The sequence below is a fragment of the Bradyrhizobium sp. AUGA SZCCT0177 genome (assembly GCF_018130125.1).
Classification (GTDB): Bacteria; Pseudomonadota; Alphaproteobacteria; order Rhizobiales; family Xanthobacteraceae; genus Bradyrhizobium.
The window spans coordinates 25,649-47,673 of the sequence record NZ_JAFCMA010000026.1; the positions used below are offsets into that span (position 1 = coordinate 25,649).

Sequence of the window (22,025 nt, forward strand, 5' to 3'; positions counted from 1 at the left end):
CATGCAGCCTTAGCGGCTGACCACGTGAGCTTGAGGGAATTTCGACGATGAAAACGATGCAGCATTCGCGCGCCTTTTGGGGTGCGCTGATCGGCGTTGCCGTGATCGCAATAGCCGGCATTTCCGTAATCGGGGTGGCCGGCTTTGCCGCGGCTGACATGAAGGACCACAGCGCGCACGGCACGGCCGCGACATCTGCGGCGCCGGCCGAGCGCAAGATCAAATACTACCGCAACCCGATGGGACTGCCGGACACCTCCCCCACCCCCAAGCAGGATTCGATGGGGATGGATTACATCCCCGTCTATGAGGGCGAGGACAGCGATGACGGTTCAGTAAAATTGTCGCCGGGGAAAATCCAACGCACCGGCGTCAGGTCGGAGCCTGCGGCGCCGCGCATTATCCGCAGCACGATCCACGCGCCGGGCACCATCCAGCTCGACGAGCGCCGCGTCTCCGTGATCGCGATGCGGGCCGAAAGCTATATCCAGAAGGTTGCGAACGTCACCACCGGGAGCCACGTCGCCAAGGGGCAGCCCTTGATGGAAGTCTACAGTCCGGCGGTATCGTCGGCCGCGGCCGAATACATTTCAACGATCAACTCCAAAACCACCAGCGGCGACATTGCTTACGGCCGGGGGTCGCGGCAGCGGGTGATGAATCTCGACGTGCCCGAAGCGGCGATCGCTGCAATGGAGAAGAGCCGGACGGTTCCGATCGGCATCGAATGGACGTCGCCGCGTGACGGCATCGTGCTCGAACGCAACGCCATCGAGGGGGCGCGCGCACAGCCCGGCGAAGTCCTGTTCCGGATCGCCGACCATAGGCAGCTCTGGGCCATCATCGACTTGGCCGAACGCGACATGGGGATGCTCGCGCTCGGGCAACCGGCGACCGTAAAGGCGCGCGGCTTTCCCGGCCGCACCTTCACCGGGACAATCAACGTCATCTATCCGCAGATCAACAAGGAGACGCGCACCGGGCGCTTGCGGATCGAGCTTGCCAATCCCGATCTGGTGCTGATCCACGACATGTATGTCGATGCCGAGATCGACATCGGCAGTTCCGCGCCGGTGCTGACGATTCCGGAGAGCGCCGTAATGGACACCGGCCGGCGCCAGGCGGTGTTCATCGACAGAGGCGAAGGCCGCTTCGAGCCCCGCGAAGTCAAGCTCGGCCATCGCGGCGACGGTTATGTGGAGGTTCGGGACGGCGTCAGCGAGGGCGATCCGGTGGTGGTTTCGGCGAACTTCCTGATCGATGCGGAAAGCAATCTGAAGGCCGCGCTGAAGGGCTTTGCCGACGGAGCGCAGCAATGATCGCCCGCCTGATCGCGTGGTCGGCGCGCAATCTGCTGCTGGTGCTGTTCGGCGCCGGTTTCGCCACCGCTGCCGGCCTCTATGCGCTGGCACATCTGCCGCTGGATGCCATTCCCGACCTCTCCGACACCCAGGTGATCGTTTATACCGAGTATCCCGGCCAGGCGCCGCAGGTGATCGAGGACCAGGTCACCTACCCCTTGACCACGGCGATGCTGACGGTGCCGCGTTCAAAGGTGGTGCGCGGCTTTTCGTTCTTCGGCGTGTCGTTTGTCTATGTGATCTTCGAGGACGGCACCGATATCTACTGGGCGCGGTCACGCGTGCTGGAATTCCTCAACAGCGCTTCGGCGCGCCTGCCCGCGGGCGTGACGCCTACGATGGGACCGGACGCCACCGGCGTCGGCTGGGTCTACCAATACGCCGTCATGTCGAAAGAGCTGAACCTCGCCGACACCCGCGCGATCCAGGACTGGAATCTGAAGTTCGCGCTTGCAAAGGCGGAAGGCGTCGCCGAGGTCGCCAGCGTCGGCGGCTTCGTCCGGCAATACAACGTCGTGCTCGATCCGCAGCGGATGCGCGACCTCGGCATCACCATGCCAAAAATGCGCGACGCGATCCGCGCCAGCAATGCCGATGTCGGCGGCCGCACCGTCGAATTGTCCGAGTTCGAATACGTCATTCGCGGCAAGGGCTACATCAAGGGCATCAACGACCTCGGCAATATCGTGCTCAAGTCCAGCGGCGGCACGCCGGTGCTGCTGAAAGACGTTGCCCGCGTCGAACTCGGTCCCGACGAGCGGCGCGGCATCACTGAACTCAACGGCGAAGGCGAAGTCGCCAGCGGAATCGTGCTGCAGCGTTTCGGCGTCAATGCGCTGGACGTGATCCAGAACGTCAAGAAGCGGATTGCCGAGATCGCCAGCAGCCTGCCGAAATCGGTCGAGATCGTCGCGGTCTATGACCGTTCGGGCCTGATCAACGCCGCGATCGATACGCTCAAGCGCACCCTGTTCGAAGAGAGCGTGATCGTCGCGCTGGTATGCATCGTGTTCCTGCTGCATGTTCGCAGCGCGCTGGTCGCTATCCTGATGCTGCCGGTCGGCGTGCTGATGGCGTTCGGCGCCATGAAGCTGCTCGGCCTCGGCTCCAACATCATGAGTCTCGGCGGCATCGCGATCGCGATCGGCGCCATGGTCGATGCGGCGATCGTGATGATCGAAAACGCGCACAAGCATCTGGAGCGCGCCGAGCCTGGGCGATCGCGCATCGATGTGCTGATCGAAGCGGCGTCACAGGTGGGGCCCGCGCTGTTCTTCAGCCTTATGATCATCACCGTGTCGTTCATGCCGATATTCACGCTGGAATCGCAGGAAGGCCGGCTGTTCAGCCCGCTCGCCTTCACCAAGACCTTTGCGATGGCGGCGGCGGCCTTGCTGTCGGTAACGCTGGTGCCGGCGCTGATGGTGATATTCGTGCGCGGCAAGATCATTCCCGAGCACAGGAACCCGATCAACCGCTTCCTGATCTGGGTCTATCGTCCCGTCATCAAGGCCGTGATGCGCGCCAAGGTGCTGGTGATCCTGCTGGCGGTGGCGATGCTCGCCGTGACGATCTGGCCGGCGCGGCAGCTCGGCACCGAGTTCATGCCCAACCTCAACGAAGGCACTTTGCTCTACATGCCGACGACACTGCCCGGCATATCCGTCACCAAGGCCGGTGAATTGCTGCAGACCCAGGACCGGATCATCCGAAGTTTTCCAGAGGTGGCTTCCGTGTATGGCAAGGCCGGACGCGCCCTGACGGCGACCGATCCCGCCCCTTCCGAAATGTTCGAGACCGTGATCAATCTCAAACCAAAGGGGGAATGGCGGGCCGGCGTCACCGTGGAAAGCCTGACCGCCGAGATGGACCGGGCGCTGCAGTTTCCCGGCGTTTCCAACGCCTGGACCCAGCCGATCAAGGCGCGCATCGACATGCTGTCGACCGGCATCCGAACGCCTGTTGGCGTCAAGGTGATCGGCACTGACCTGGTCGAGATCGACCGGCTCGCAAAACAGATCGAGCAGGTGCTCAAAGCGGTGCCCGGCACGTCATCGGCGTATGCCGAACGTGGCATCGGCGGTTATTACCTCGACATTATCCCCGACCGCGCGGCACTGGCGCGCTACGGCATCATGGTGCAGGACGTCAACGACGTGATCGCGACCGCGCTCGGCGGCCAGACCGTCACCACGACCGTCGAGGGGCGTCAGCGCTTCGGCGTCAACATGCGCTATCCCCGCGATCTGCGCGGCGACACGCAATCGATCATCCGTGACGTGCTGGTGCCGATGCCGGGCGGCGGCGCGGTGCCGCTCGGCGAAGTCGCCAAGGTCGCACCATCGCGTGGGCCGACCTCGATCCGTACCGAGAACGGGCAGCTCGCGGTCTACATCTATGTCGATATCCGCGACCGCGACATCGGCGGCTACGTCGCCGACGCGCAGGCCGCGGTGAAGGCCAGCATCCAGTTCCCGCCGGGCGCTTACGTGATGTGGAGCGGGAGTTACGAATACCTCGAACGCGCCACCGCGCGGCTGAAGATCGTGGTGCCGGTGACGCTCATGATCATCTTCCTGCTGCTCTATCTCAACTTCCGCTCGCTGACCGAAACCATGATTGTGATGCTGTCGCTGCCGTTCGCGCTTGTAGGCGGGCTCTGGCTGATGTGGTGGCTGGGCTTCAACCTGTCGGTCGCCGTCGTCGTCGGCTTCATCGCACTTGCCGGCGTCGCCGCCGAGACCGGCGTGGTGATGCTGATCTATCTCAACCAGGCGCTCGACGAGATCAGCGCGCGCCGGGCGGCCGAAGGTCGCGCCCTGACGAAGCAGGACCTTTACGATGCGATCATGGAGGGCGCCGTCGAGCGGGTGCGGCCGAAAATGATGACGGTCGTTGCCATCATGGCGGGGCTATTGCCGATCATGTGGAGCACGGGCACGGGCTCCGAAATCATGCAGCGCATCGCGGTGCCGATGATCGGCGGCATGATTTCATCGACGCTGCTGACCTTGATTGTGATTCCCGCGATCTATGCGCTGGTCAAAGGCGCGCGGCTGGAGCGGGTTTTCCATCCGGCGATGAATCTCAATGGCAAGCCAGGCGAGGCCGGAATATGATATTGGCCCCCGCAGCGCGGAGGAGGACGCAATGGAAAGCGAAAGCCGCCGGGCGCACTGGGAGAAGGTCTACGCCAGCAAAGGCGAGAACGAGGTCAGCTGGTTTCAGGAAAGCCCTGCCCCGTCGCTGGCGCTGATCGACGAGATCGGGGCTGCGCCCCATCAGGCGATCATCGACATCGGCGGCGGCGCGTCACGGCTGGTCGATCACCTCATCGACCGGGGATTTTGTGATGTCACCGTGCTCGATCTATCCGCGGCGGCATTGGAGGCCGCCCAAGCCCGCCTCGGCGAACGCGCCTCGCGCGCGCATTGGCTTGTGGCCGACGCCACCACATGGCAGCCGTCGCGGACGTATGACATCTGGCATGACCGGGCGGCGTTTCACTTTCTGACCGAGGAGCGTGACCGCGCGGGCTACATCGCGCGGTTCAAGCAGGGTTTGAAGATCGGCGGCCACGCCATCATCGCGACCTTCGCGCTGGACGGACCCGAGAAATGCAGCGGCCTGCCGGTGATGCGTTACGATGCGGCGCGGCTCGGGCAGACGCTGGGACCGAGGTTCAAGCTGCTGCAAAGCCAGCGCAACGACCATGCCACGCCCTGGGGATCGCAACAGCGCTTTCAATTCAGCGTCTTTCAGCGCGTCGAGTAATTCTGACGGGACTTTGATGAAGGCCCACCGGCGAGACTGTTAAGATCGCGACGCACAGCAGGAGAATTTCATGAAAGCCATTGCCACCGCCATCACCATCCTCGCCCTCGTTTCGACCACCGCAATGGCGCAGTCGCCCTATGCGGGGATGCAGGGCCGCTCGATCAAGGCGCTGTCCGCGCAGCAGATCGATGATCTCAGGGCCGGCAGGGGCATGGGCCTGGCGCTCGCGGCCGAACTGAACGGCTACCCCGGCCCGATGCACGTGCTGGAATTGTCCGACAGGCTGGCGCTGTCGGCCGCGCAGAAGCAACGGATTCAAACACTGTTTGAAACAATGAAAGCGGAAGCGACACCGATCGGTCTCAACCTGATCGAGCAGGAAAGCGCGCTCGACCGGCAATTCGCCAACCGTTCGATCACATCAGACGCGCTGAGGGACGCGACGACGAAGATCGGCCAGACGCAGGCGGAACTGCGCAACGCGCATCTGAAATATCACCTTGAAACGGCGCAAATCCTGTCGCCCGATCAGATGAAGCAATATGCCCAATTAAGGGGATACGCATCCGAATCCCCGGCGCGGCATCACCGCATGCATTAGCGGCAGGGCGCTGCGCGCGGACCCTCGCCCCGCTTGTGCTGGGACCGCGCAGGCGTCTAGATTGCGGCCCAACAGGCGCGTTCCAAAGATTATCCGCAGAATGGAAAACGCCGCATGGGAGGACCCTGATGAAACACGCCTACATCCCGCGAACGACGACCTACAACCTCAATCCGGGCGAAGAGCTCAATGATCTCCGGATGTCGGACGAGGTCCGTCCGCTCTACGAGCACGTCAAGAAGTTCATCCGCGAAACCGTCGACCCGATGTCGGTCGAATTCGCAAAGCTTGGCGAGAAAAAGACCGACCGCTGGAGCTTTACGCCGGAACAGCTTGCGTGCCTGCAGAAGGCCAAGGACAAGGCCAAGGAAGTAGGCTTGTGGAACTTCTTCCTGCCCGATGACGAGACCGGCCAGGGCCTCAAAAACCTCGACTACGCCTATATCGCGGTTGAGCTCGCGAAAAATCCGATGGCGTCGGAGACCATGAACTGCTCGGCGCCCGACACCGGCAACATGGAAGTGCTGGAGCGCGTCGGCACCAAGGCGCAGAAGGAGAAGTGGCTGAAGCCGCTGCTCGCCGGTGAAATCCGCTCGGCCTATGCGATGACCGAGCCGAATGTCGCCTCCTCCGATGCCAAGAACATCTCGACCTCGGCAAAACTCGTCGGCGACGAATGGGTGATCAACGGCGAGAAGTACTACATCTCCGGCGCCGGCGATCCGCGCTGCAAGATCATGATCGTGATGGTGAAGACCAATCCGGACGCGCCGCCGAGCAAGCAGCAGTCGCAGATCCTGGTGCCGATCGACACCCCCGGCGTGGAAATCCTGGGCCCGATGCACGTGTTCGGCCACGACCACGCGCCGCGCGGCCACATGCATCTGCGGTTCAACAATTGCCGGGTGCCGAAGGAAAACATGCTGCTCGGCGAAGGCCGCGGCTTTGAAATCTCGCAGGTCCGCTTGGGACCAGGCCGTATCCATCACTGCATGCGCACCATCGGCAAGGCGGAAAAGGCGCTCGACCTGATGGTGTCGCGCGGCCTCACCCGCGAAGCCTTCGGCAAGAAGATCGCCCATCTCGGCGGCAATCTGCAGATCATCGCGCAGGCGCGCTGCGAGATCGAGGCGATGCGGCTGATGGTGCTCAAGGCAGCCAAGGCGATGGACGTGCTCGGCAACAAGGAAGCGCGGATCTGGGTCAGCATGGTGAAAGCCATGGTGCCCGAGCGCACCTGCAAGATCATCGACCAGGCGATCCAGATGCACGGCGCCACAGGTATTTCGCAATGGAGCCAGCTCGGCGAAATGTACCAGGACGTCCGGCATCTGCGCTTCGCCGACGGTCCGGATGAGGTGCACTGGATGGTGGTCGGAAGGCACGAACTGAGCATGCCGTAGGCTTTTCTGGGGGCTTTACTTGGAGTCCCCGAGTGGCGCCCCCACCCCGCCCTCCCCCGCAAGCGGGAGAGGGAGACGAGCATGCCGCTTGGTAAGCAGTGTGCTCAGCCAATGTTGATTTCGATCGTTCGACAAACACCGATGCGCTCCCTCTCCCGCACTTGCGGGGGAGGGCTGGGGTGGGGGTGCCTCCGCAAACTCGCTCGCAGTGAGTCCTCACCCGTCCCAACAGGAATCCGCCATGGAATACGCGCCTGAAAACCTGCAGCCGCGCGAGCGCTACAAGCTGCTCGCAGGATTCGTGCTGCCGCGGCCGATCGCCTGGGTGACGTCGGTCGGTCCGACCGGCGTGGTCAACGCGGCGCCGTTCAGCTTCTTCAACGTGTTCTGCGAGGATCCGCCGCTGTGCATGTTCGCGGTCAATCTGCGGCCCGACGGCCGCGTCAAGGACACGCTGGTCAACATCCAGCGCACCGGCGAATTCGTGGTCAACCTCACCGACGAGCCGTTGGCGCGGGCAATGCACGATTCCAGCGGCGACTTTCCGCCCGATGTCGGCGAGCCCGGCTATCTCGGCCTGAAACTCGCTCCCTCGACCCGGGTCGCCGCGCCGCGGCTGGCCGACGCGCCCTGGGCGATGGAGTGCAAGATCTGGAAGACCATCGACGTCAATGGCGACCGCACGCTGATCATGGGTGAAGGCATCAATTTCTACATCCGCGACGAATTGTGGGATACGCAGACCATGCGCGTGCACATGGAGCGCTACCACCCGATCGGCCGCATGTTCGCCGACCGCTACTGCCGCACCGACGACCGCGTCGTGTTCCCGCCGGCGCCGGAACTTCCGGCGAAGTAGTTCGTAATCTGTAGATGGATTAGATTGCAGGATGGGTAGAGCGCAGCGAAACCCATCAATAGCTGCCGATTAAGACGGTGGGTTTCGCTTCGCCCTACCCACCCTACGCACCAAACGAGATCGCGCATGACCGACACTTTCCGCGACAATGAAGCCGGCAACCGGTTTGAACTCGAAATCGAAGGCGCGATCGCCTTTGTCGCCTATCGGAAATCGCCAGGCGCGATCACACTGGTGCATACCGAAGTGCCGCCGGAGCTCGGCGGCAAAGGCGTCGGCTCCAAACTGGCGCGCACGACGCTCGATGCAGTACGGGCGCAGGGACGCAAGCTCACGGTCGAATGCGAGTTCATCCAGGGCTACATGCGCAAGCATCCGGAAGATAACGACTTGCTGGGCGCTTCGTAGGGTGGGCAAAGGCGCGCTTGCGCCGTGCCCACCATTTTCATTCGAAACGCGGTTGAAATGGTGGGCACGCTTCGCTTTGCCCACCCTACAAGCTAAGCCACCGGCCGGTGCGCGCGGAGGAACGAGCGGATCTGGCGTACCGCCAGCGGTATCCGCTCCTTGGGCTCCTTCCACGGAAACATGCTGACTTCCGCGTTCGGCGCCAGCATCGCCGACTCCATCGCGACCGCATAAGGGTGTGCCGGGATATCGTCGGGCAGGATCAGCACCGGTGTCCGGCACTGGCGCACGAAGTCGCGCGTCACCGTGAAGACGAAGTCGGGATTGGTGCGGTACATTTTGGTCAGGAACTTATCTGTTGTCTCCGCGGTGATGTCGGGCCGCTGCTTCAAGAGCTCCGGCGCCCAGCCTTTGGTATTGTTGTCGTAGAACAGATCGCGCATCTCGGGACGCGAGCCTGACGGCTGCGCCAGCACGGCGGCAACGATGCGGTCCGGCGCGCGCCTCAGCAGATTCCAGATCAGGGGGCCGCCGATGCAAAAGCCGAGCACCATGAACTTGTTGATTCCGAGGTGATCCATCAGGCCGAGATGATCGTCGGTGTGGGAATCCCAGGGCCGGTCGATCTCGAGCGGGCCGGTGGATTGCCCGGTATTGGCGTTGCGTAAATCGGCCGCGATGCAGCGGTACTCGCCCTTGAACTCCTCGAAGGAATCGAACGGCGGGTAACTGCCCGACAGGCCCGCGATCGTCGAGTTCAATCCGCCGCCGGCGATCATCAGTAGCGGAAAGCCGGAGCCGGCCTCCTCGTAGTGGATACGAACGGCGCCTTTTTCGAAAGTAGGCATGCGGTTTCCTCGGTTCGGATTTTTTGTTCGTAGGGTGGGCAAAGCGAAGCGTGCCCACCACTCCAATTATTTGCACGGATAAGCGTGGTGGGCACGGCGCAAGTGCGCCTTTGCCCACCCTACGAACTACGTCGGTGCGTTGCTCGGCTCGCCGATCTTGTCCTGCGTGTTGGTGTCGAAATCGCTGGCTTCATGCCGCTCGTGCAGCTGGCTGGCCGGATCGCCCGAGATCCGGTTGACCATGCGCCCGCGCTTCACCGCCGGGCGCTTTGCAATCGCGTCGGTCCAGCGCTGCACGTTCTTGTATTCGTGCACCGACAGGAATTCGCCGGCGCCGTAGACGAGACCCTTCGCAAGCGCGCCGTACCACGGCCAGGTGGCCATGTCGGCAATCGTGTATTCGCTGCCGGCGAGATATTCATTGTCGGCAAGCCGCCGGTCGAGCACGTCGAGCTGACGCTTCACCTCCATGGCGTAGCGATCGATGGCGTATTCGATCTTGGTCGGCGCGTAGGCGTAGAAATGGCCGAAGCCGCCACCGAGAAACGGCGCGCTGCCCATCTGCCAGAACAGCCATGACAGGCATTCCGCCCGCGCCTCGCCGCCTGCCGGCAGAAAGGCGCCGAACTTTTCGGCCAGATGCATCAGGATCGCGCCGGATTCGAACAGCCGGATCGGCTTCGGTCCGCTGCGGTCCATCAGCGCCGGGATCTTGGAGTTCGGATTGACGGCGACAAAGCCGCTGCCGAACTGGTTGCCGTCGATCTTGATCAGCCACGCGTCATACTCGGCGCCGCTGTGACCAGCCGCAAGCAACTCCTCGAACATGACGGTGACCTTGACGCCGTTCGGCGTCGCCAGCGAATAGAGCTGAAACGGATGCCGGCCGACCGGCAGTTCCTTGTCATGCGTGGGGCCTGCGATCGGCCGGTTGATGCTGGCGAAGCGGCCGCCGCTTGCTTTATTCCAGGTCCAGACTTGGGGCGGCACATAGGCGGTGGGGTCGGTAACAACGTCGTTCATTCGTGTTGGCTCCAGGCTTCTTTCGGCCGATAGAGGCGATCTGCCGCGCGGCGGAATTACAATGCGTGAGTCTGGTATACCTTGGGGCTGTCGCCGCCAACCGCAAGATGCTGCATGGCAGCCCAACAATTCCCGTGGCGGTCCGCGTCAGGTCCATGTCGCGATCATCGACGAGCCGACGGAGGGGCTCGCGCCAAAGCTGGTCGAACAGGTCGGCACCCTGCTCGACGAAATCGCGCGCCGTGGCACCGCGATTCTTCTGGTGGAGCAGAAGCTCACCATCGCACTGAAGATTTCCCGCCGCCTCTATGTGATGGGCCACGGCCGCATCGTGTTCGAGGGAACACCGGCGGAACTCGCCGCCAATGCCGGCGTGCGCAAGGAGTGGCTGGAGGTTTAGGGGGCAGCTTCCCGCCGGCCGGATTATCCGAACAGCCAGGACTTCGGATTAGCGATCGGTTTGTGCTCGATGCTCAACAGGCCGCCCTTGACGATGCGGATGAGCGACCAGATGAACCACCAGCCAACAATCGGCAGGCCGATCAGCACCAGGGAAAACGGAATGCCGATCGCAAGGTACAGCAGTCCGATCCAGAAGGTCCTGATCTGAAACCGGAAATGCGACTGCATCACGGGGTCGGTATCGTCGACCTTCACATACGCGATGATGACGCCCATCAGCGCTGTAATCCCGGTGAAATATCCTACGCCGTAAAGTACGTAGACCGCGCCGGCGACGATATTGTCCGAGGCGATGGGTCGTTGGGTTTCGTAGGAAAGTGACATGGCCGCCTCTGTTGCCACTGATATCGTGGACCTCTGCGAACGCCCTTTGGTCGCGCCTGCCATAGCCCAGGTTCAGCAAATAAAGTCATAAGGCGCGGCAGAGTTGTACTCGGAGCAATGCCTTTGTGGCTGGCCCGGCCGGGATCGGCCATAATGGACGGGTCACCACAAGAGAGATCTTCCGGATGCTTGCCTCCCAACGCGCTTTGTTCGATATCCCGCGCGAGATTTGCTACCTGAATGCCGCCTCCTACAGCCCCTTGCCGATCCGGACTCAGGAAGCAGCGCGCGCGGCTGTGGGGCGCAAGGGAATGCCCTGGAAGCTCCCGGCTTCCTTTGCCAACCAGCAGAACGAACGCGCGCGCGCGGCTGCTGCCCGGCTGATCAATGCCGAGCCTTCCGATGTCGCGCTGACCCCCTCGATCAGCTACGGCGTCGCAACGGCGGCAAAGCTTTTGACGATACCCCGCGGAACGCGCGTGATCGTGCTGGAAAGCGATCACTCCTCCCCGGTGCTGGAATGGCACACGCGAGCCGAGGCGCAGGGATTTACCGTCGAGACGGTTCGACAACCCGAAGACGGCGACTGGACGTCGGCGGTGCTGGGCGTGATCGATAGATCGGGTGCCGCGCCGGTCAGCCTCGCCTCGATCTCCTCGGTGCACTGGTCGGATGGCGGGCTGGTCGACGTCGACAAAGTGAGCGCGGCGCTCAGGGCGTGCGGCGCGATGTTCCTGATCGACGCCACGCAAGGCGTCGGTGTGCTGGCGATGGACGTGAAGCGTCTCGATCCGGATTTCATGCTGTTCCCGACCTACAAATGGGTGCTCGGGCCCTACGGCCGCGCCTTTCTCTATGTCGCCAAACGCCATCAGAACGGGATTCCGCTGGAGCAGACCTCAGCCGGCCGCCGCGACGTGCGCGCCGAGAATTCGGTCTATTTCACCGATCTCGATTACGTGCCCGATGCGCGCCGCTTCGACATGGGCGAGCGCGATTATTTTATTTCGCTGGAGATGGCGTCCGTTGGCATGGAGATGATGGCCGAATGGGGCGCCGCGGCCGTGGTGCAGCGGCTCGCGATGCTGACGGAGCGGATTGCGGAAGGCGTGCGCGGCATCGGCGTCAGCGTACCGGATGCGCGGCTGCGCACGCCGCATATTTTGAGCCTGGCGTTCAAGGGCGGAATGCCGGCGGGACTCGTCGAGGGACTGGCGAGCGACGGCGTCTACGTCGCGCCGCGTCTGGGACGGCTGCGGGTGTCGCCGCATGTTTACAATGATGAGGCGGATGCGGATCGGTTTGTGGAGGTGTTGGGAAGGCGGTTACGGGGATGATCCGCTGATCTACCCTCCGTCATGGCCGGGCTTGTCCCGGCCATCCACGTCTTTGCAACAACGCAGAAAGCAAGGCGTGGATGCCCGGGACAAGCCCGGGCATGACGATAGAACTCAGGATGACGCAGCGCGCTTCTGCGCAGGCTCCGCCCCCGTCATCGCAAAGCCCTCATACCCCTTCGCCGCGACGTCGTCGCAAATTTGCCGGTACGGCCCGACGCCGCCGATATAGGGCATGAAGATCCGTGGCTTGCCGGGGACGTTGGCGCCCATGTACCAGGAATTGGCCTGCGGATAGAGCGTGGTGTAGGCGACTTCGTTGACGTGGGCGACCCAATTATCCTCGGCGTCCTTCTTGGCTTCCATGGCCTCAAAGCCGCGGTCGCGCATATAGGTCACGCAGTCGGTGATCCAGTCGACATGCTGTTCGATCGAGACGATCATGTTCGACAGCACCGACGGGCTGCCGGGGCCGGTGATGACGAAGAGATTGGGAAAGCCGGCGCTCATTAAGCCGAGATAGGTACGCGGACCCTCGGCCCATTTCTGGTTCAGCGTCTGTCCATTGCGGCCGCGAATGTCGATCTTGGCGACCGACCCTGTCATCGCATCGAAGCCGGTCGCCAGCACCAATGCATCGACTTCGTAGTCCTTGCCGCCGGTGCGGACGGCATTGGCCGTGATCTCCTCGATCGGGTTGGACTTGATATCGACCAGCGTCACGTTCGGACGGTTGAAGGTCGAAAAATATTCGGTGTCGATGCAGATGCGCTTTGAGCCGATCGGATGATTGTTCGGCTGCAGCAATCTTGCCTTCTCGGGATCCTTGACGATTTCGGCGATCTTTTCGCGGACGAAATCGGCGGCGGTGTCGTTGGCGGCCTGGTCCAGCGCGAGGTTGTTGTAGACAGACATGAAGGTGAGCCCGCCGCGGTTCCAGCGCGCTTCGTATTTGGAGCGGCGCTCGTTGTCGCCATCGTCAAGCGCGCCGCGGTCGGGCATTTCGGTATAGATGCCGTTGCGCGATTCCGTGCGCGCGAATTGCCTGACTTCCGGATATTTGGCGCGGAACGCCTGCCGCTCTTCCTCGGTCAGCATGGCGTTGCGGGCGGGAATCGAAAAGTTCGCGGTGCGCTGAAACACCGTGAGGTGGCTCGCCTGCTCGGCGATCACAGGCACCGACTGGATGCCCGACGATCCCGTGCCGATCACGCCGACGCGCTGGCCGGTGAAATCGACCGTTTCATGCGGCCAGTGACCGGTGTGATAGATCTTGCCCTCAAAGCGATCGAGGCCCTTGATCTCGGGCATCCGTGCGTTCGACAGGCAGCCGGTGGCGAGCACCACGAATTTTGCGGTCACGGTCTTGCCGCCGGACAGCGCGACCGACCAGAGATTGGTGCGCTCGTCAAACTCCGCGCGCTCGACGACGGTGTTGAACTGGATGTCGGGACGGAGACCAAAACGGTCGGCGACGTGGTTGGCGTATTTCAAAATCTCCGGCTGCGGCGCGTAGCGCTCGCTCCAGTCCCATTCCTGCTGCAGTTCTTCGGAGAACGAATAGGAATACTGCATGCTCTCGACGTCGCAGCGCGCGCCGGGATAGCGATTCCAGTACCAGGTGCCGCCGACGCCGTCGCCCTGCTCATAGACCCGCGCCGAAAACCCCTGCCCGCGCAGTTTATGCAGCATGTACATGCCGGCAAAGCCTGCGCCGACCACAACGACGTCGTAGCTCTCGGCAGCTTTTCCGGAAACGGATGGCGAGGCGGACATGGAAACTCCCTTGAGAATTCTTGATTTGCCGGACAGCATTCTCTCGATAGCGCCAAAGCGCAAGACACAAATCGGCGGCCTTGCTTTGCATATTTTGCGAGGTGGAATGTCCGTCCTTCATGATCGAAGAGCGCTTGGCATCCCAGCCTCCGATGGGCTAGCGTCCCTTCAACACGGCAAACAAAAACCAACAACGAGCGGCGCCAAAGCCGCCCCAGGGAACGGATACGACCATGAAATCCCCGATCTGCGACATGCTGGGAATAGAATTTCCGCTGCTGGCGTTCAGCCATTGCCGCGACGTGGTCGCCGCCGTCAGCCGCGCCGGCGGATTTGGCGTGCTGGGCGCGACCCGCTTCTTGCCGGAGACGCTGGAACAGGAACTGAAATGGATCGACGACCACGTCGACGGCAAGCCCTACGGCATCGATGTGCTGATCCCGGAAAACATTTCGACCGCCGGCGAGAAGAACCTCACCTGGAAAAGCCTGGAGAAGCGGGTTTCGCAAGAGCACCGTGATTTCACCCGCAATCTCCTGAAGAAGTACAACATCGAACTCACGACCGAGAGTGTCGCCGACAACCAGCCGCAGCCGTTTGACGCCGAGATCGCGCTGGAGTTGCTCGACGTATCCTTCCGCCATCCGATCAGGCTGATTGCCAATGCGCTCGGTGTCCCGCCGAAGGCGATGATCGAGATGGGCCGGAAGCACGACGTGCCGGTCGCCGCCCTCATCGGCTCCAAGGAGCACGCGCTTCGGCAGGTCGCAGCCGGCGTCGATATTCTGGTGGCGCAGGGCACGGAAGCGGGCGGCCATTGCGGCGAAGTGTCCACCATGGTGCTGGTGCCGGAGGTGATCAAGGCGATCAAGCCGATCCGCAACGTGCCGGTGCTGGCGGCGGGCGGCATCATGACCGGGCACCAGATGGCGGCCTGCATGGCGATGGGCGCGGCCGGTGCCTGGACCGGCTCGGTGTGGCTCGCGACGGTGGAGTCCGAGACCTCCGAAATCTTCCGCGAGAAGATGATCGCAGCGTCCTCGCGCGACGCGATCCGCTCCAAGGGCCGCACCGGCAAGCCCGCCCGGCAGTTGCGTTCGGTATGGACGGATGCCTGGGACCGTGGACCTGACAGCCCCGGTGCGCTGCCGATGCCGCTGCAAAGCATCATCAGCCGCGACGCCTTCAACTCGATCGACCGCGCCGCGGCCGCCGGCAACGTCCAGGCGCGCGACCTCGTCAGCTATTTTGTCGGCCAGGGCGTCGGCCTGATCGACAGCGTCAAATCCGCCGGCGCCGTGGTGCAGGAGTTCAAGGAAGATTTTGTCGACGCGGTCGAGCATATGAACGCGTTGATGGAGGAGTAGGTCTTTCCGCCGTCATTGCGAGCGAAGCGAAGCAATCCATGGCGCGGCATAACGGATAGATGGATTGCTTCGTCGCTGCGCTCCTCGCAATGACGGAATTGAAAGTTGCGAACTGATCACTGGAAAAGCAAAGCCACAAAAAAATGCCAACATCCCTCCCCGAAGACCGCATTCCCGTCATCGTCGGCGTCGGCGAAATCGTCGACCGGCCGAAGGATATCGCCGCCGGACTCGAGCCGCTCGCGCTGCTGGAACAGGCGCTGAAGCGCGCGGAGGTGGATAGCGGTGCAAGACTGCTCGGCGAACTCGGCTCGCTCGACGTGGTCAATTTCCTGAGCTGGCGCTACCGCGATCCGGAAAAGCAACTCGCGATGCGGCTCGGCGCGAAACCTGCACATTGCTATTACGGCCCGGTCGGCGGCGAGAGCCCGATCCGCTATCTACACGAGGCCGCCAAACGCATCGCGCGCGGCGAATGCAGCGTGGCGGCGGTGTGCGGCGCCGAGGCGCAATCGACCGCAACAAAAGCCCAGCGGGCCGGCATCGACCTGCCCTGGACGCCGTTTGCGCACGACGTCGAAGAGCCCAAGCGCGGCGCGGCGTTCCAGAAGCCGATGGCGGTGACGCTCGGCGTGTTCCGCCCTATCACCGTCTATCCGCTGTATGAGTCCGCCACATCGGCGCATTGGGGCCAGACGCCGCGTGAGGCGCTCGCCGAATCCGGACAATTGTGGTCGACCTACGCGCGCGTGGCGTCGGAGAATCCCAACTCCTGGCTGAAGAAGAACTTCACGCCGGACGAGATCACAACGCCGACGCCGGAAAACCGGCTGATCGCCTGGCCCTACACCAAGCTGATGGTGGCCAACCCGACCGTCAACATGGGCGGCGCGATCCTGATGACGTCGCTGGCAAAGGCGCGCGCCGCCGGCGTGCCCGAAGATCGTCTGATCTATCCTCTCGGCGGCGCATCGGCGGAAGAGCCGCGCGATTATCTGTTGCGCGACCAGTTCTTCGAGAGCCATCCGCAGAATGCCGTGCTCAATGCCGTGATGGATCTGGTCGAAGGCGACGGCAGGAAGTTCGACGCGATCGAATTGTACAGCTGCTTTCCCTGCGTGCCCAAGATGGCGCGGCGGACGCTCGGCCTCGGCCCCGACGTGAAGCCCACCGTCACCGGCGGCCTCACATTCTTCGGCGCACCGCTCAACACCTATATGACGCATGCGGCCTGCGCGATGGTGCGCAAGCTGCGCGAGGGCGGCACGCTTGGCCTGCTCTATGGTCAGGGCGGCTTTGTCACCAAGCATCATGGCCTGGTGCTGTCGCGGCAGGCACCGAGAGAGGCTCTGGCGCAGGACACCAGCGTTCAGGCTGAGGCCGACCGCCGCAAGGGCGCCGTGCCTGAGTTCGTCACGGAAGCCTCAGGCAAGGGCAAGGTCGAGAGCTTTACCGTGATCTATGGCGGCAAGGGCGATGTCGAGCATGGCGTGGTGATGATGCGCACGGCGGATGACGCGCGTGCCCTGGCGCGAGTGCCGGCGAGCGACAGCGCCACGCTGGCGCATCTGCGCAACATGGACCGCACACCGGTGGGGTCGCTCGGCGAGATCGTCGCGGCCGGTGATGGCGTGCTGGAGTGGCGGGTGGGGTGACTCTCTCTGCTCCCTCGCCCCGCTCTTCGCGGGGTCGAGACGAGCGAAGCTCGCTCTTAGAGGGTTGGGGTGAGGGGCTCTATCCGCGAGCGCACTTGAAGTGAGACCTGTACCCCCTCACCCGGCGCTACGCGCCGACCTCTCCCCGCAAGCGGGGCGAGGTTAAGGAAGCTCGCCCTACCCCTTCACGTCCTGCTTTTCCGACGCCGTCGTGGGCTTGCCCTTGGCGGCGGCGCCGACGACGCGGACCGGATCGCCGTCGGCGATGCCATCGGGCGGCGCGGTGATGATGCGGTCGTCGGGGGCGACGCCGGAGGCGAGTTCGATCTCGCGGCCGAGATCGCGGGCGATGGTCACGGTCTTGAACAGCACCTTGTCGTCAGGCCCGACGGTCGCGACCCGCAAACCGTCCTTGTTGAAAATGAGAGCGCTGGAGGGAATGTGCAGCGGCACGGCGTCGCGCTGCAGGTTCAGCCGCACGCTGGCATAGCCGCCCGGCATCAACTCGCCGCTCGAATTATCCAGCGCCAGCTGCATCCGCGTCGTGCCGGATGCCACCTCGACCGACTGCGAGGAGGCCTCCACCGTCGCCGCAAAGCTGCGGTTCGGATATTCCGGCATCGTGAGCGCGGCCTTTGCGCCGATCCTGATCGCGGGCACATAGCTTTGGGGCACGTTGACATAGACGCGCAGCTTGGTGATGTCTGACACCACGAACATCGCCGGCCCGGTGCCGCCACCGGCATTGATCAGCGCACCGACATCGGTCTCGCGCGCGGTGACGATGCCGTCGAACGGAACCGTGATCTTCTTGTAACCCGCCAGCGCCTCCAGCCGTTCGACATTGGCGGTACCGGAATTGACGGCGGCTTTCTTGTTGGCGAGGTCGGCGGTGCGCTCGTCGATTTCCTGCATCGAAACGAAATTCGAGGCGAGCAGCGTCTTGCGCCGGTTCAGCGTGGCCTCTGACAGCCGCGCGCTCGATTGCTGGCTGACGAGATCGGCTCGGGCCTGCAGCAATTGCTGGTCGAGGTCGGGCGCCTCGATCTCCGCGATCACCTGGCCTGCCTTGACCTTGGCGCCGATATCGGCGCTCCAGCTTTTCAGATAGCCGCTGACGCGCGCGAATATTGGAGCGCGCGAATAGGCTTCGAGCCGGCCCGGAAGATCGATGGTGGGGTTGAGCGCGCGGGCATTGGGGAACGCGACGGCAACGCTCGGAACCGCCTGGTTGTCGGTCCATTCGCGCAGCTTCGAGCCGGATTCCTCGCGCGCCCGGATGCCGGTGGCGACGATCAGCCCCGCCCCGATCAGCGCCACGACCCCGAATAGGCCCAATTTCCGGCGCGATACCGGCGGGCGTTGTTCAGTGGTCATGCGGGCTCTCCGGTGCAGCGTCGGCAATGACGCCCTGTTTCTTGTGTACCATACTGAACACCACGGGAACAAACATCAGGGTGGCGATGGTGGCGAAGATCAAGCCGCCGATCACCGCCCGCCCGAGCGGCGCATTCTGCTCACCGCCCTCGCCGAGCCCGAGCGCCATCGGCGTCATGCCGATGATCATGGCCAGCGCCGTCATCAGGACCGGGCGGAAGCGGACGAAGCCGGCTTCCAGCGCCGCCGCGATGGGATCGCCGAGTTCCTCGTAACGCTCGCGCGCAAAGCTGATCACCAGCACGCTGTTGGCGGTGGCAACGCCCATGCACATGATGGCGCCGGTCAGCGCCGGCACCGACAGCGTGGTCTGCGTCGTGAACAGCATCCAGACGATGCCGGCAAGGGCCGCGGGCAGCGCCGTGATGATCACGAACGGATCGGACCAGGACTGGAAGTTCACCACGATCAGGAAATAGATCAGCACCACGGCGGCGAGCAGTCCGAACAGCAAGCCGGAAAATGCGCTGTTCATGGTCTGCACCTGGCCGAGCAGCACCACCGAACTTCCTTTTGGCACGTCCTTCGCCGTCTCCGCCATCGCGGTCCGGACGTCGGCGGCAACCGCGCCGAGGTCGCGGCCCTGCGGCGTCGCGTAGATCTGCACCATCGACTGGATGTCGTATTGCGAGACGACGGCACTGGAGGCCGAGCGCCTCACGTCCGCGATGCCGCCGAGAATCGGCGCCTGCGGATTGCCGGTCGCCGTGATGGGTAGCGCCTGCAGGGCGCTGAGCGAGTCCATCTTGTATTGCGGCGTCTGCATCACGATCGAATAGGACACGCCATTGTCGGGGTTGAGGTAGAAGGTCGGCGCGACCTGCGAACTGCCGGCGAGATTGACCACGAGGCTGTTGGTGACGTCGCGCTCGGTCAGACCGACATATTGCGCCCGGGTGCGGTCGACATCGATGTTGAAGGTCGGCGCGTTGGGCGATTGCTGGATGCGCGCGTCGGCGATGCCGGGAATGCGGCGAATCTTGCTCAGCAGCTTGTTGGCATAGTCGAAGTTCGCCTTCGTGTCCGCGCCACGGATCTGCAGGTCGATCGGCGCCGGTGCGCCGAAGTTCAGGATCTGGCTGACGATGTCGGCCGGCAGGAACGAGAAGTTCATGCCGGGGAACAGCCGCGGCAATTGCTCGCGTAAAATCTGGACGTACTCATCCGTCGGCCGGTGGCCTTCCCTGAGCTTGATCTGGATGTCGCCGTCCGCCGGTCCGATCACGCCGGTGTTGTTGTAGGTCATGTTGATGCCGGAAATCGGCATGCCGATATTGTCGGTCAGCGTTTCGATCTCGCCGGGCGGAATGATCTTGCGGATCGCCTTCTGCACGTCGGCGAGCTGGTTGGCGGTCTCCTCGACGCGGGTGCCGACCTGGGTGCGGACATGCATCAGGATGTTGCCGGCATCGACCGCCGGAAAGAAGTTGCGTCCGAGATACGGCACCAGCAGGAAGGACAGCGCGACCACGGCAAGAAAGCCGGTGACGAACAGCGGCCGCCGCCCCAGCGCCATCGACAACAGATCGTGGTAGCCGGCGCGAATCCGCTCGAACCGCGCCTCGAAGGCGCGCTGGAAGCGCACCAGCGGATTGCGCGTCGGCGGCGGCCCGCCCTCATGATGGACATGCGGCTGGAGCAGATACTTCGCCATCGTCGGCACCAGCGTGCGCGACAGCAGGAACGACCAGATCATCGCGAACATCACGGCTTCGGCCATCGGCACGAACAGAAAGCGCGCCACGCCCTGCAGGAAGAACATCGGCACGAACACGATGCAGATGCACAATAGCGACACGAAGGCCGGCGTCACGATCTGGTTGGCGCCATCCAGGATCGATTGCTCGACCGGCTTGCCCTGCTCCAGATGGTAGTTGATGTTCTCGATGGTCACGGTGGCATCGTCGACGAGGATGCCGACCGCCAGCGCCAACCCTCCAAGCGTCATGATGTTGAGCGTCTCGCCGATCGCCGACAGCATGATGATGGCGCCCAGCACCGACAGCGGGATCGAGACGGCGATGATGATGGTCGAGCGCCAGCTTCCGAGGAACAGCAGGATCATCACGCTGGTCAGGAGCGCGGCGATGACGCCTTCGACGGCAACGCCCTCGATGGCGCCGCGCACGAACACCGACTGGTCGCCGATGAAGCCGATCTTCAGCGTGTCGGGCAGCGAATCCTTGACCTCGATCACCTTCTGCTTGATGCCCGCGATGATATCGAGCGTCGAGGTCGCACCCGCCTTCAGCACCATCATGAGGACCGAGCGGTTGCCGTCGACGTGAACGATGTTGGTCTGCGGCGGATTGCCGTCGCGCACGGAGGCGACGTCGCGGACATAGACCATCGCGCCGTTCACCGCCTTGATCGGCAGGTCGCCGAGCTCTTCCATTCGAAGCGGCGAGTTGTTGAGCTGGATGGTGTATTCGAACTGGCCGATCTTCTGGGTGCCGACCGGCGTGATCAGGTTCTGCGCGGCGAGCGCGTTGGCGACGTCCTGCCCGGACAGGCCGCGGGCCTGCAGCGCGGCCGGATTGAGGTCGATCTGGACCTGACGCTGCTTGCCGCCGAACGGATAGGGAATGGCCGCGCCCGGCACGGTAACGAGCGGGGTACGCAGCTGGTTGATGCCGATATCGGCGAGGTTTTGTTCGGTCAGCCCTTCACCGGACAGCGCCACCTGGATGATCGGAACGGTGGAGGCGCTGTAATTGAGGATCAGCGGCGGGGTCGCGCCGGGCGGCAACTGCCTGATCATCGTCTGCGAGATCGCCGTCACCTGGGCGTTGGCGGTACGGATATCGACGCCCGGCTGGAAGAAGATCTTGACGATCCCGATGCCGGTGTAGGAATTGGCGACGATGTGCTCGATGTCGTTGACGGTGGTCGTCAGCGCCCGCTGAAACGGCGTGATGATACGCCCGGACATCTGGTCAGGCGGCAGGCCGGTATAGTTCCAGACCACCCCGATGACGGGGATGCGGATATCCGGGAAGATGTCGGTTGGCGTGCGCAGCGCAGCCAAGGGTCCGATGATCAGCAGCAGCAGCGCGAGCACGACGAAAGTATAGGGCCGGCTCAGCGCAATACGGACCAGTGCGATCATCTAGGAGGCAATCCCGAGGCCTGTGAAGGGCTGAGAACCGGCATCCAAAAAAGGCCAGTTCAACCGCGCTGATTTAGCCGAACCGGGGCCAAATAGCCAACGCGGGCAGCGCAGCCGTCCTTCACTTCCTTGGCATAGCTGCCGGCCCCGGCTCGGGCCGGGCAGCACGCCGACCAGCCGGATGGCGGGTTGAGGTACGGTAGAAGTACGGAGCCCACCGTTCCGCAAACGCAGGCAACCAAATGCAAAAAGCCCGGCCCCTTCGGGAGGCCGGGCTT

At 63.4% G+C, this 22,025-nt stretch carries 16 protein-coding genes and 1 pseudogene; 11 read left to right on the forward strand and 6 right to left on the reverse strand.

Annotated features, from left to right (window positions below; translation table 11 throughout):
• Positions 1 to 47: 47 nt before the first annotated feature.
• The 7 genes from JQ597_RS26775 to JQ597_RS26805 all read left to right on the forward strand — a co-directional run bounded on the left by JQ597_RS26775 (position 48) and on the right by JQ597_RS26805 (position 8,409).
• The gene (locus JQ597_RS26775) at positions 48 to 1,319 is read left to right on the forward strand and encodes an efflux RND transporter periplasmic adaptor subunit (protein ID WP_212268338.1); all 1,272 of its coding nucleotides are present in this window, start codon (positions 48 to 50) and stop codon (positions 1,317 to 1,319) included.
• On the forward strand, positions 1,316 to 4,480 hold the full coding sequence (locus JQ597_RS26780; RefSeq protein ID WP_212268340.1) for an efflux RND transporter permease subunit: 3,165 nt from the start codon (positions 1,316 to 1,318) through the stop codon (positions 4,478 to 4,480). The genes JQ597_RS26775 and JQ597_RS26780 overlap by 4 nt, the downstream gene beginning before the upstream one ends.
• Positions 4,481 to 4,511: 31 nt before the next feature.
• Positions 4,512 to 5,135 (forward strand): class I SAM-dependent methyltransferase, encoded by a 624-nt coding sequence (locus JQ597_RS26785; protein ID WP_212268342.1) that lies wholly within the window; start codon positions 4,512 to 4,514, stop codon positions 5,133 to 5,135.
• A 70-nt stretch (positions 5,136 to 5,205) separates the two neighbouring features.
• Positions 5,206 to 5,739 carry a Spy/CpxP family protein refolding chaperone gene (locus JQ597_RS26790; protein ID WP_212268344.1) on the forward strand — a complete coding sequence of 178 codons (534 nt, stop codon included), beginning with the start codon at positions 5,206 to 5,208 and terminating at the stop codon, positions 5,737 to 5,739.
• A 125-nt stretch (positions 5,740 to 5,864) separates the two neighbouring features.
• Positions 5,865 to 7,142 carry an acyl-CoA dehydrogenase family protein gene (locus JQ597_RS26795; protein WP_192737444.1) on the forward strand — a complete coding sequence of 426 codons (1,278 nt, stop codon included), beginning with the start codon at positions 5,865 to 5,867 and terminating at the stop codon, positions 7,140 to 7,142.
• Between the two features lie 241 nt (positions 7,143 to 7,383).
• Positions 7,384 to 8,001, forward strand: a complete 618-nt coding sequence (locus JQ597_RS26800) for a flavin reductase family protein (RefSeq protein WP_212032306.1) — start codon at positions 7,384 to 7,386, stop codon at positions 7,999 to 8,001.
• Positions 8,002 to 8,127: 126 nt separating this feature from the next.
• Positions 8,128 to 8,409, forward strand: a complete 282-nt coding sequence (locus JQ597_RS26805; RefSeq protein WP_212268346.1) for a GNAT family N-acetyltransferase — start codon at positions 8,128 to 8,130, stop codon at positions 8,407 to 8,409.
• A 92-nt stretch (positions 8,410 to 8,501) separates the two neighbouring features.
• Here JQ597_RS26805 and JQ597_RS26810 read toward each other — a convergent pair whose 3' ends face one another.
• Both JQ597_RS26810 and yghU read right to left on the reverse strand, forming a co-directional pair.
• A complete protein-coding gene (locus JQ597_RS26810; protein WP_212268348.1) occupies positions 8,502 to 9,257 on the reverse strand; it encodes an alpha/beta fold hydrolase in 756 nt (251 codons plus the stop codon).
• A 126-nt stretch (positions 9,258 to 9,383) separates the two neighbouring features.
• On the reverse strand, positions 9,384 to 10,280 hold the full coding sequence (yghU, locus tag JQ597_RS26815) for a glutathione-dependent disulfide-bond oxidoreductase (protein WP_212268350.1): 897 nt from the start codon (positions 10,278 to 10,280) through the stop codon (positions 9,384 to 9,386).
• Between the two features lie 163 nt (positions 10,281 to 10,443).
• Between yghU and JQ597_RS26820 the strand changes: the two are divergent.
• Positions 10,444 to 10,680 (forward strand): annotated as a pseudogene (locus JQ597_RS26820) (ABC transporter ATP-binding protein); the annotation flags it as partial.
• Positions 10,681 to 10,703: 23 nt separating this feature from the next.
• On the opposite strand, the gene JQ597_RS26825 reads toward JQ597_RS26820, so the two are convergent.
• Complete coding sequence (locus tag JQ597_RS26825; protein WP_212268352.1) at positions 10,704 to 11,066, reverse strand: DUF4870 family protein; 363 nt, start codon at positions 11,064 to 11,066, stop codon at positions 10,704 to 10,706.
• Between the two features lie 185 nt (positions 11,067 to 11,251).
• Here JQ597_RS26825 and JQ597_RS26830 point away from each other — a divergent pair, with 185 nt between their 5' ends.
• Positions 11,252 to 12,403 carry an aminotransferase class V-fold PLP-dependent enzyme gene (locus JQ597_RS26830; protein ID WP_212268354.1) on the forward strand — a complete coding sequence of 384 codons (1,152 nt, stop codon included), beginning with the start codon at positions 11,252 to 11,254 and terminating at the stop codon, positions 12,401 to 12,403.
• Between the two features lie 114 nt (positions 12,404 to 12,517).
• On the opposite strand, the gene JQ597_RS26835 is transcribed toward JQ597_RS26830, so the two are convergent.
• A complete protein-coding gene (locus JQ597_RS26835; RefSeq protein WP_212268356.1) occupies positions 12,518 to 14,179 on the reverse strand; it encodes a flavin-containing monooxygenase in 1,662 nt (553 codons plus the stop codon).
• 233 nt (positions 14,180 to 14,412) lie between these two features.
• On the opposite strand from JQ597_RS26835, the gene JQ597_RS26840 reads away from it, so the two are divergent.
• Positions 14,413 to 15,546, forward strand: a complete 1,134-nt coding sequence (locus JQ597_RS26840) for a nitronate monooxygenase (protein ID WP_211997502.1) — start codon at positions 14,413 to 14,415, stop codon at positions 15,544 to 15,546.
• A 143-nt stretch (positions 15,547 to 15,689) separates the two neighbouring features.
• Positions 15,690 to 17,201, forward strand: a complete 1,512-nt coding sequence (locus JQ597_RS26845; protein ID WP_212268358.1) for an acetyl-CoA acetyltransferase — start codon at positions 15,690 to 15,692, stop codon at positions 17,199 to 17,201.
• A 177-nt stretch (positions 17,202 to 17,378) separates the two neighbouring features.
• Here the strand turns inward: JQ597_RS26845 and JQ597_RS26850 are convergent, their stop codons facing one another.
• Positions 17,379 to 18,578 carry an efflux RND transporter periplasmic adaptor subunit gene (locus JQ597_RS26850; protein ID WP_212268360.1) on the reverse strand — a complete coding sequence of 400 codons (1,200 nt, stop codon included), beginning with the start codon at positions 18,576 to 18,578 and terminating at the stop codon, positions 17,379 to 17,381.
• Positions 18,568 to 21,747 carry an efflux RND transporter permease subunit gene (locus JQ597_RS26855; protein ID WP_212268362.1) on the reverse strand — a complete coding sequence of 1,060 codons (3,180 nt, stop codon included), beginning with the start codon at positions 21,745 to 21,747 and terminating at the stop codon, positions 18,568 to 18,570. The genes JQ597_RS26850 and JQ597_RS26855 overlap by 11 nt, the downstream gene beginning before the upstream one ends.
• Between the last annotated feature and the right edge of the window lie 278 nt (positions 21,748 to 22,025).

Excerpts from the sequence above, each read along its gene's own strand:
- JQ597_RS26785 (WP_212268342.1), top strand. The coding sequence starts at position 4,512 with ATGGAAAGCGAAAGCCGCCGGGCGCACTGGGAGAAGGTCTACGCCAGC.
- JQ597_RS26830 (WP_212268354.1), top strand. The coding sequence starts at position 11,252 with ATGCTTGCCTCCCAACGCGCTTTGTTCGATATCCCGCGCGAGATTTGC.
- JQ597_RS26855 (WP_212268362.1), bottom strand. The coding sequence starts at position 21,747 with ATGATCGCACTGGTCCGTATTGCGCTGAGCCGGCCCTATACTTTCGTC.
- JQ597_RS26800 (WP_212032306.1), top strand. The coding sequence starts at position 7,384 with ATGGAATACGCGCCTGAAAACCTGCAGCCGCGCGAGCGCTACAAGCTG.
- JQ597_RS26775 (WP_212268338.1), top strand. The coding sequence starts at position 48 with ATGAAAACGATGCAGCATTCGCGCGCCTTTTGGGGTGCGCTGATCGGC.
- JQ597_RS26840 (WP_211997502.1), top strand. The coding sequence starts at position 14,413 with ATGAAATCCCCGATCTGCGACATGCTGGGAATAGAATTTCCGCTGCTG.
- JQ597_RS26780 (WP_212268340.1), top strand. The coding sequence starts at position 1,316 with ATGATCGCCCGCCTGATCGCGTGGTCGGCGCGCAATCTGCTGCTGGTG.
- JQ597_RS26825 (WP_212268352.1), bottom strand. The coding sequence starts at position 11,066 with ATGTCACTTTCCTACGAAACCCAACGACCCATCGCCTCGGACAATATC.
- JQ597_RS26845 (WP_212268358.1), top strand. The coding sequence starts at position 15,690 with ATGCCAACATCCCTCCCCGAAGACCGCATTCCCGTCATCGTCGGCGTC.
- JQ597_RS26850 (WP_212268360.1), bottom strand. The coding sequence starts at position 18,578 with ATGACCACTGAACAACGCCCGCCGGTATCGCGCCGGAAATTGGGCCTA.
- JQ597_RS26810 (WP_212268348.1), bottom strand. The coding sequence starts at position 9,257 with ATGCCTACTTTCGAAAAAGGCGCCGTTCGTATCCACTACGAGGAGGCC.
- JQ597_RS26790 (WP_212268344.1), top strand. The coding sequence starts at position 5,206 with ATGAAAGCCATTGCCACCGCCATCACCATCCTCGCCCTCGTTTCGACC.
- JQ597_RS26835 (WP_212268356.1), bottom strand. The coding sequence starts at position 14,179 with ATGTCCGCCTCGCCATCCGTTTCCGGAAAAGCTGCCGAGAGCTACGAC.
- yghU (WP_212268350.1), bottom strand. The coding sequence starts at position 10,280 with ATGAACGACGTTGTTACCGACCCCACCGCCTATGTGCCGCCCCAAGTC.
- JQ597_RS26805 (WP_212268346.1), top strand. The coding sequence starts at position 8,128 with ATGACCGACACTTTCCGCGACAATGAAGCCGGCAACCGGTTTGAACTC.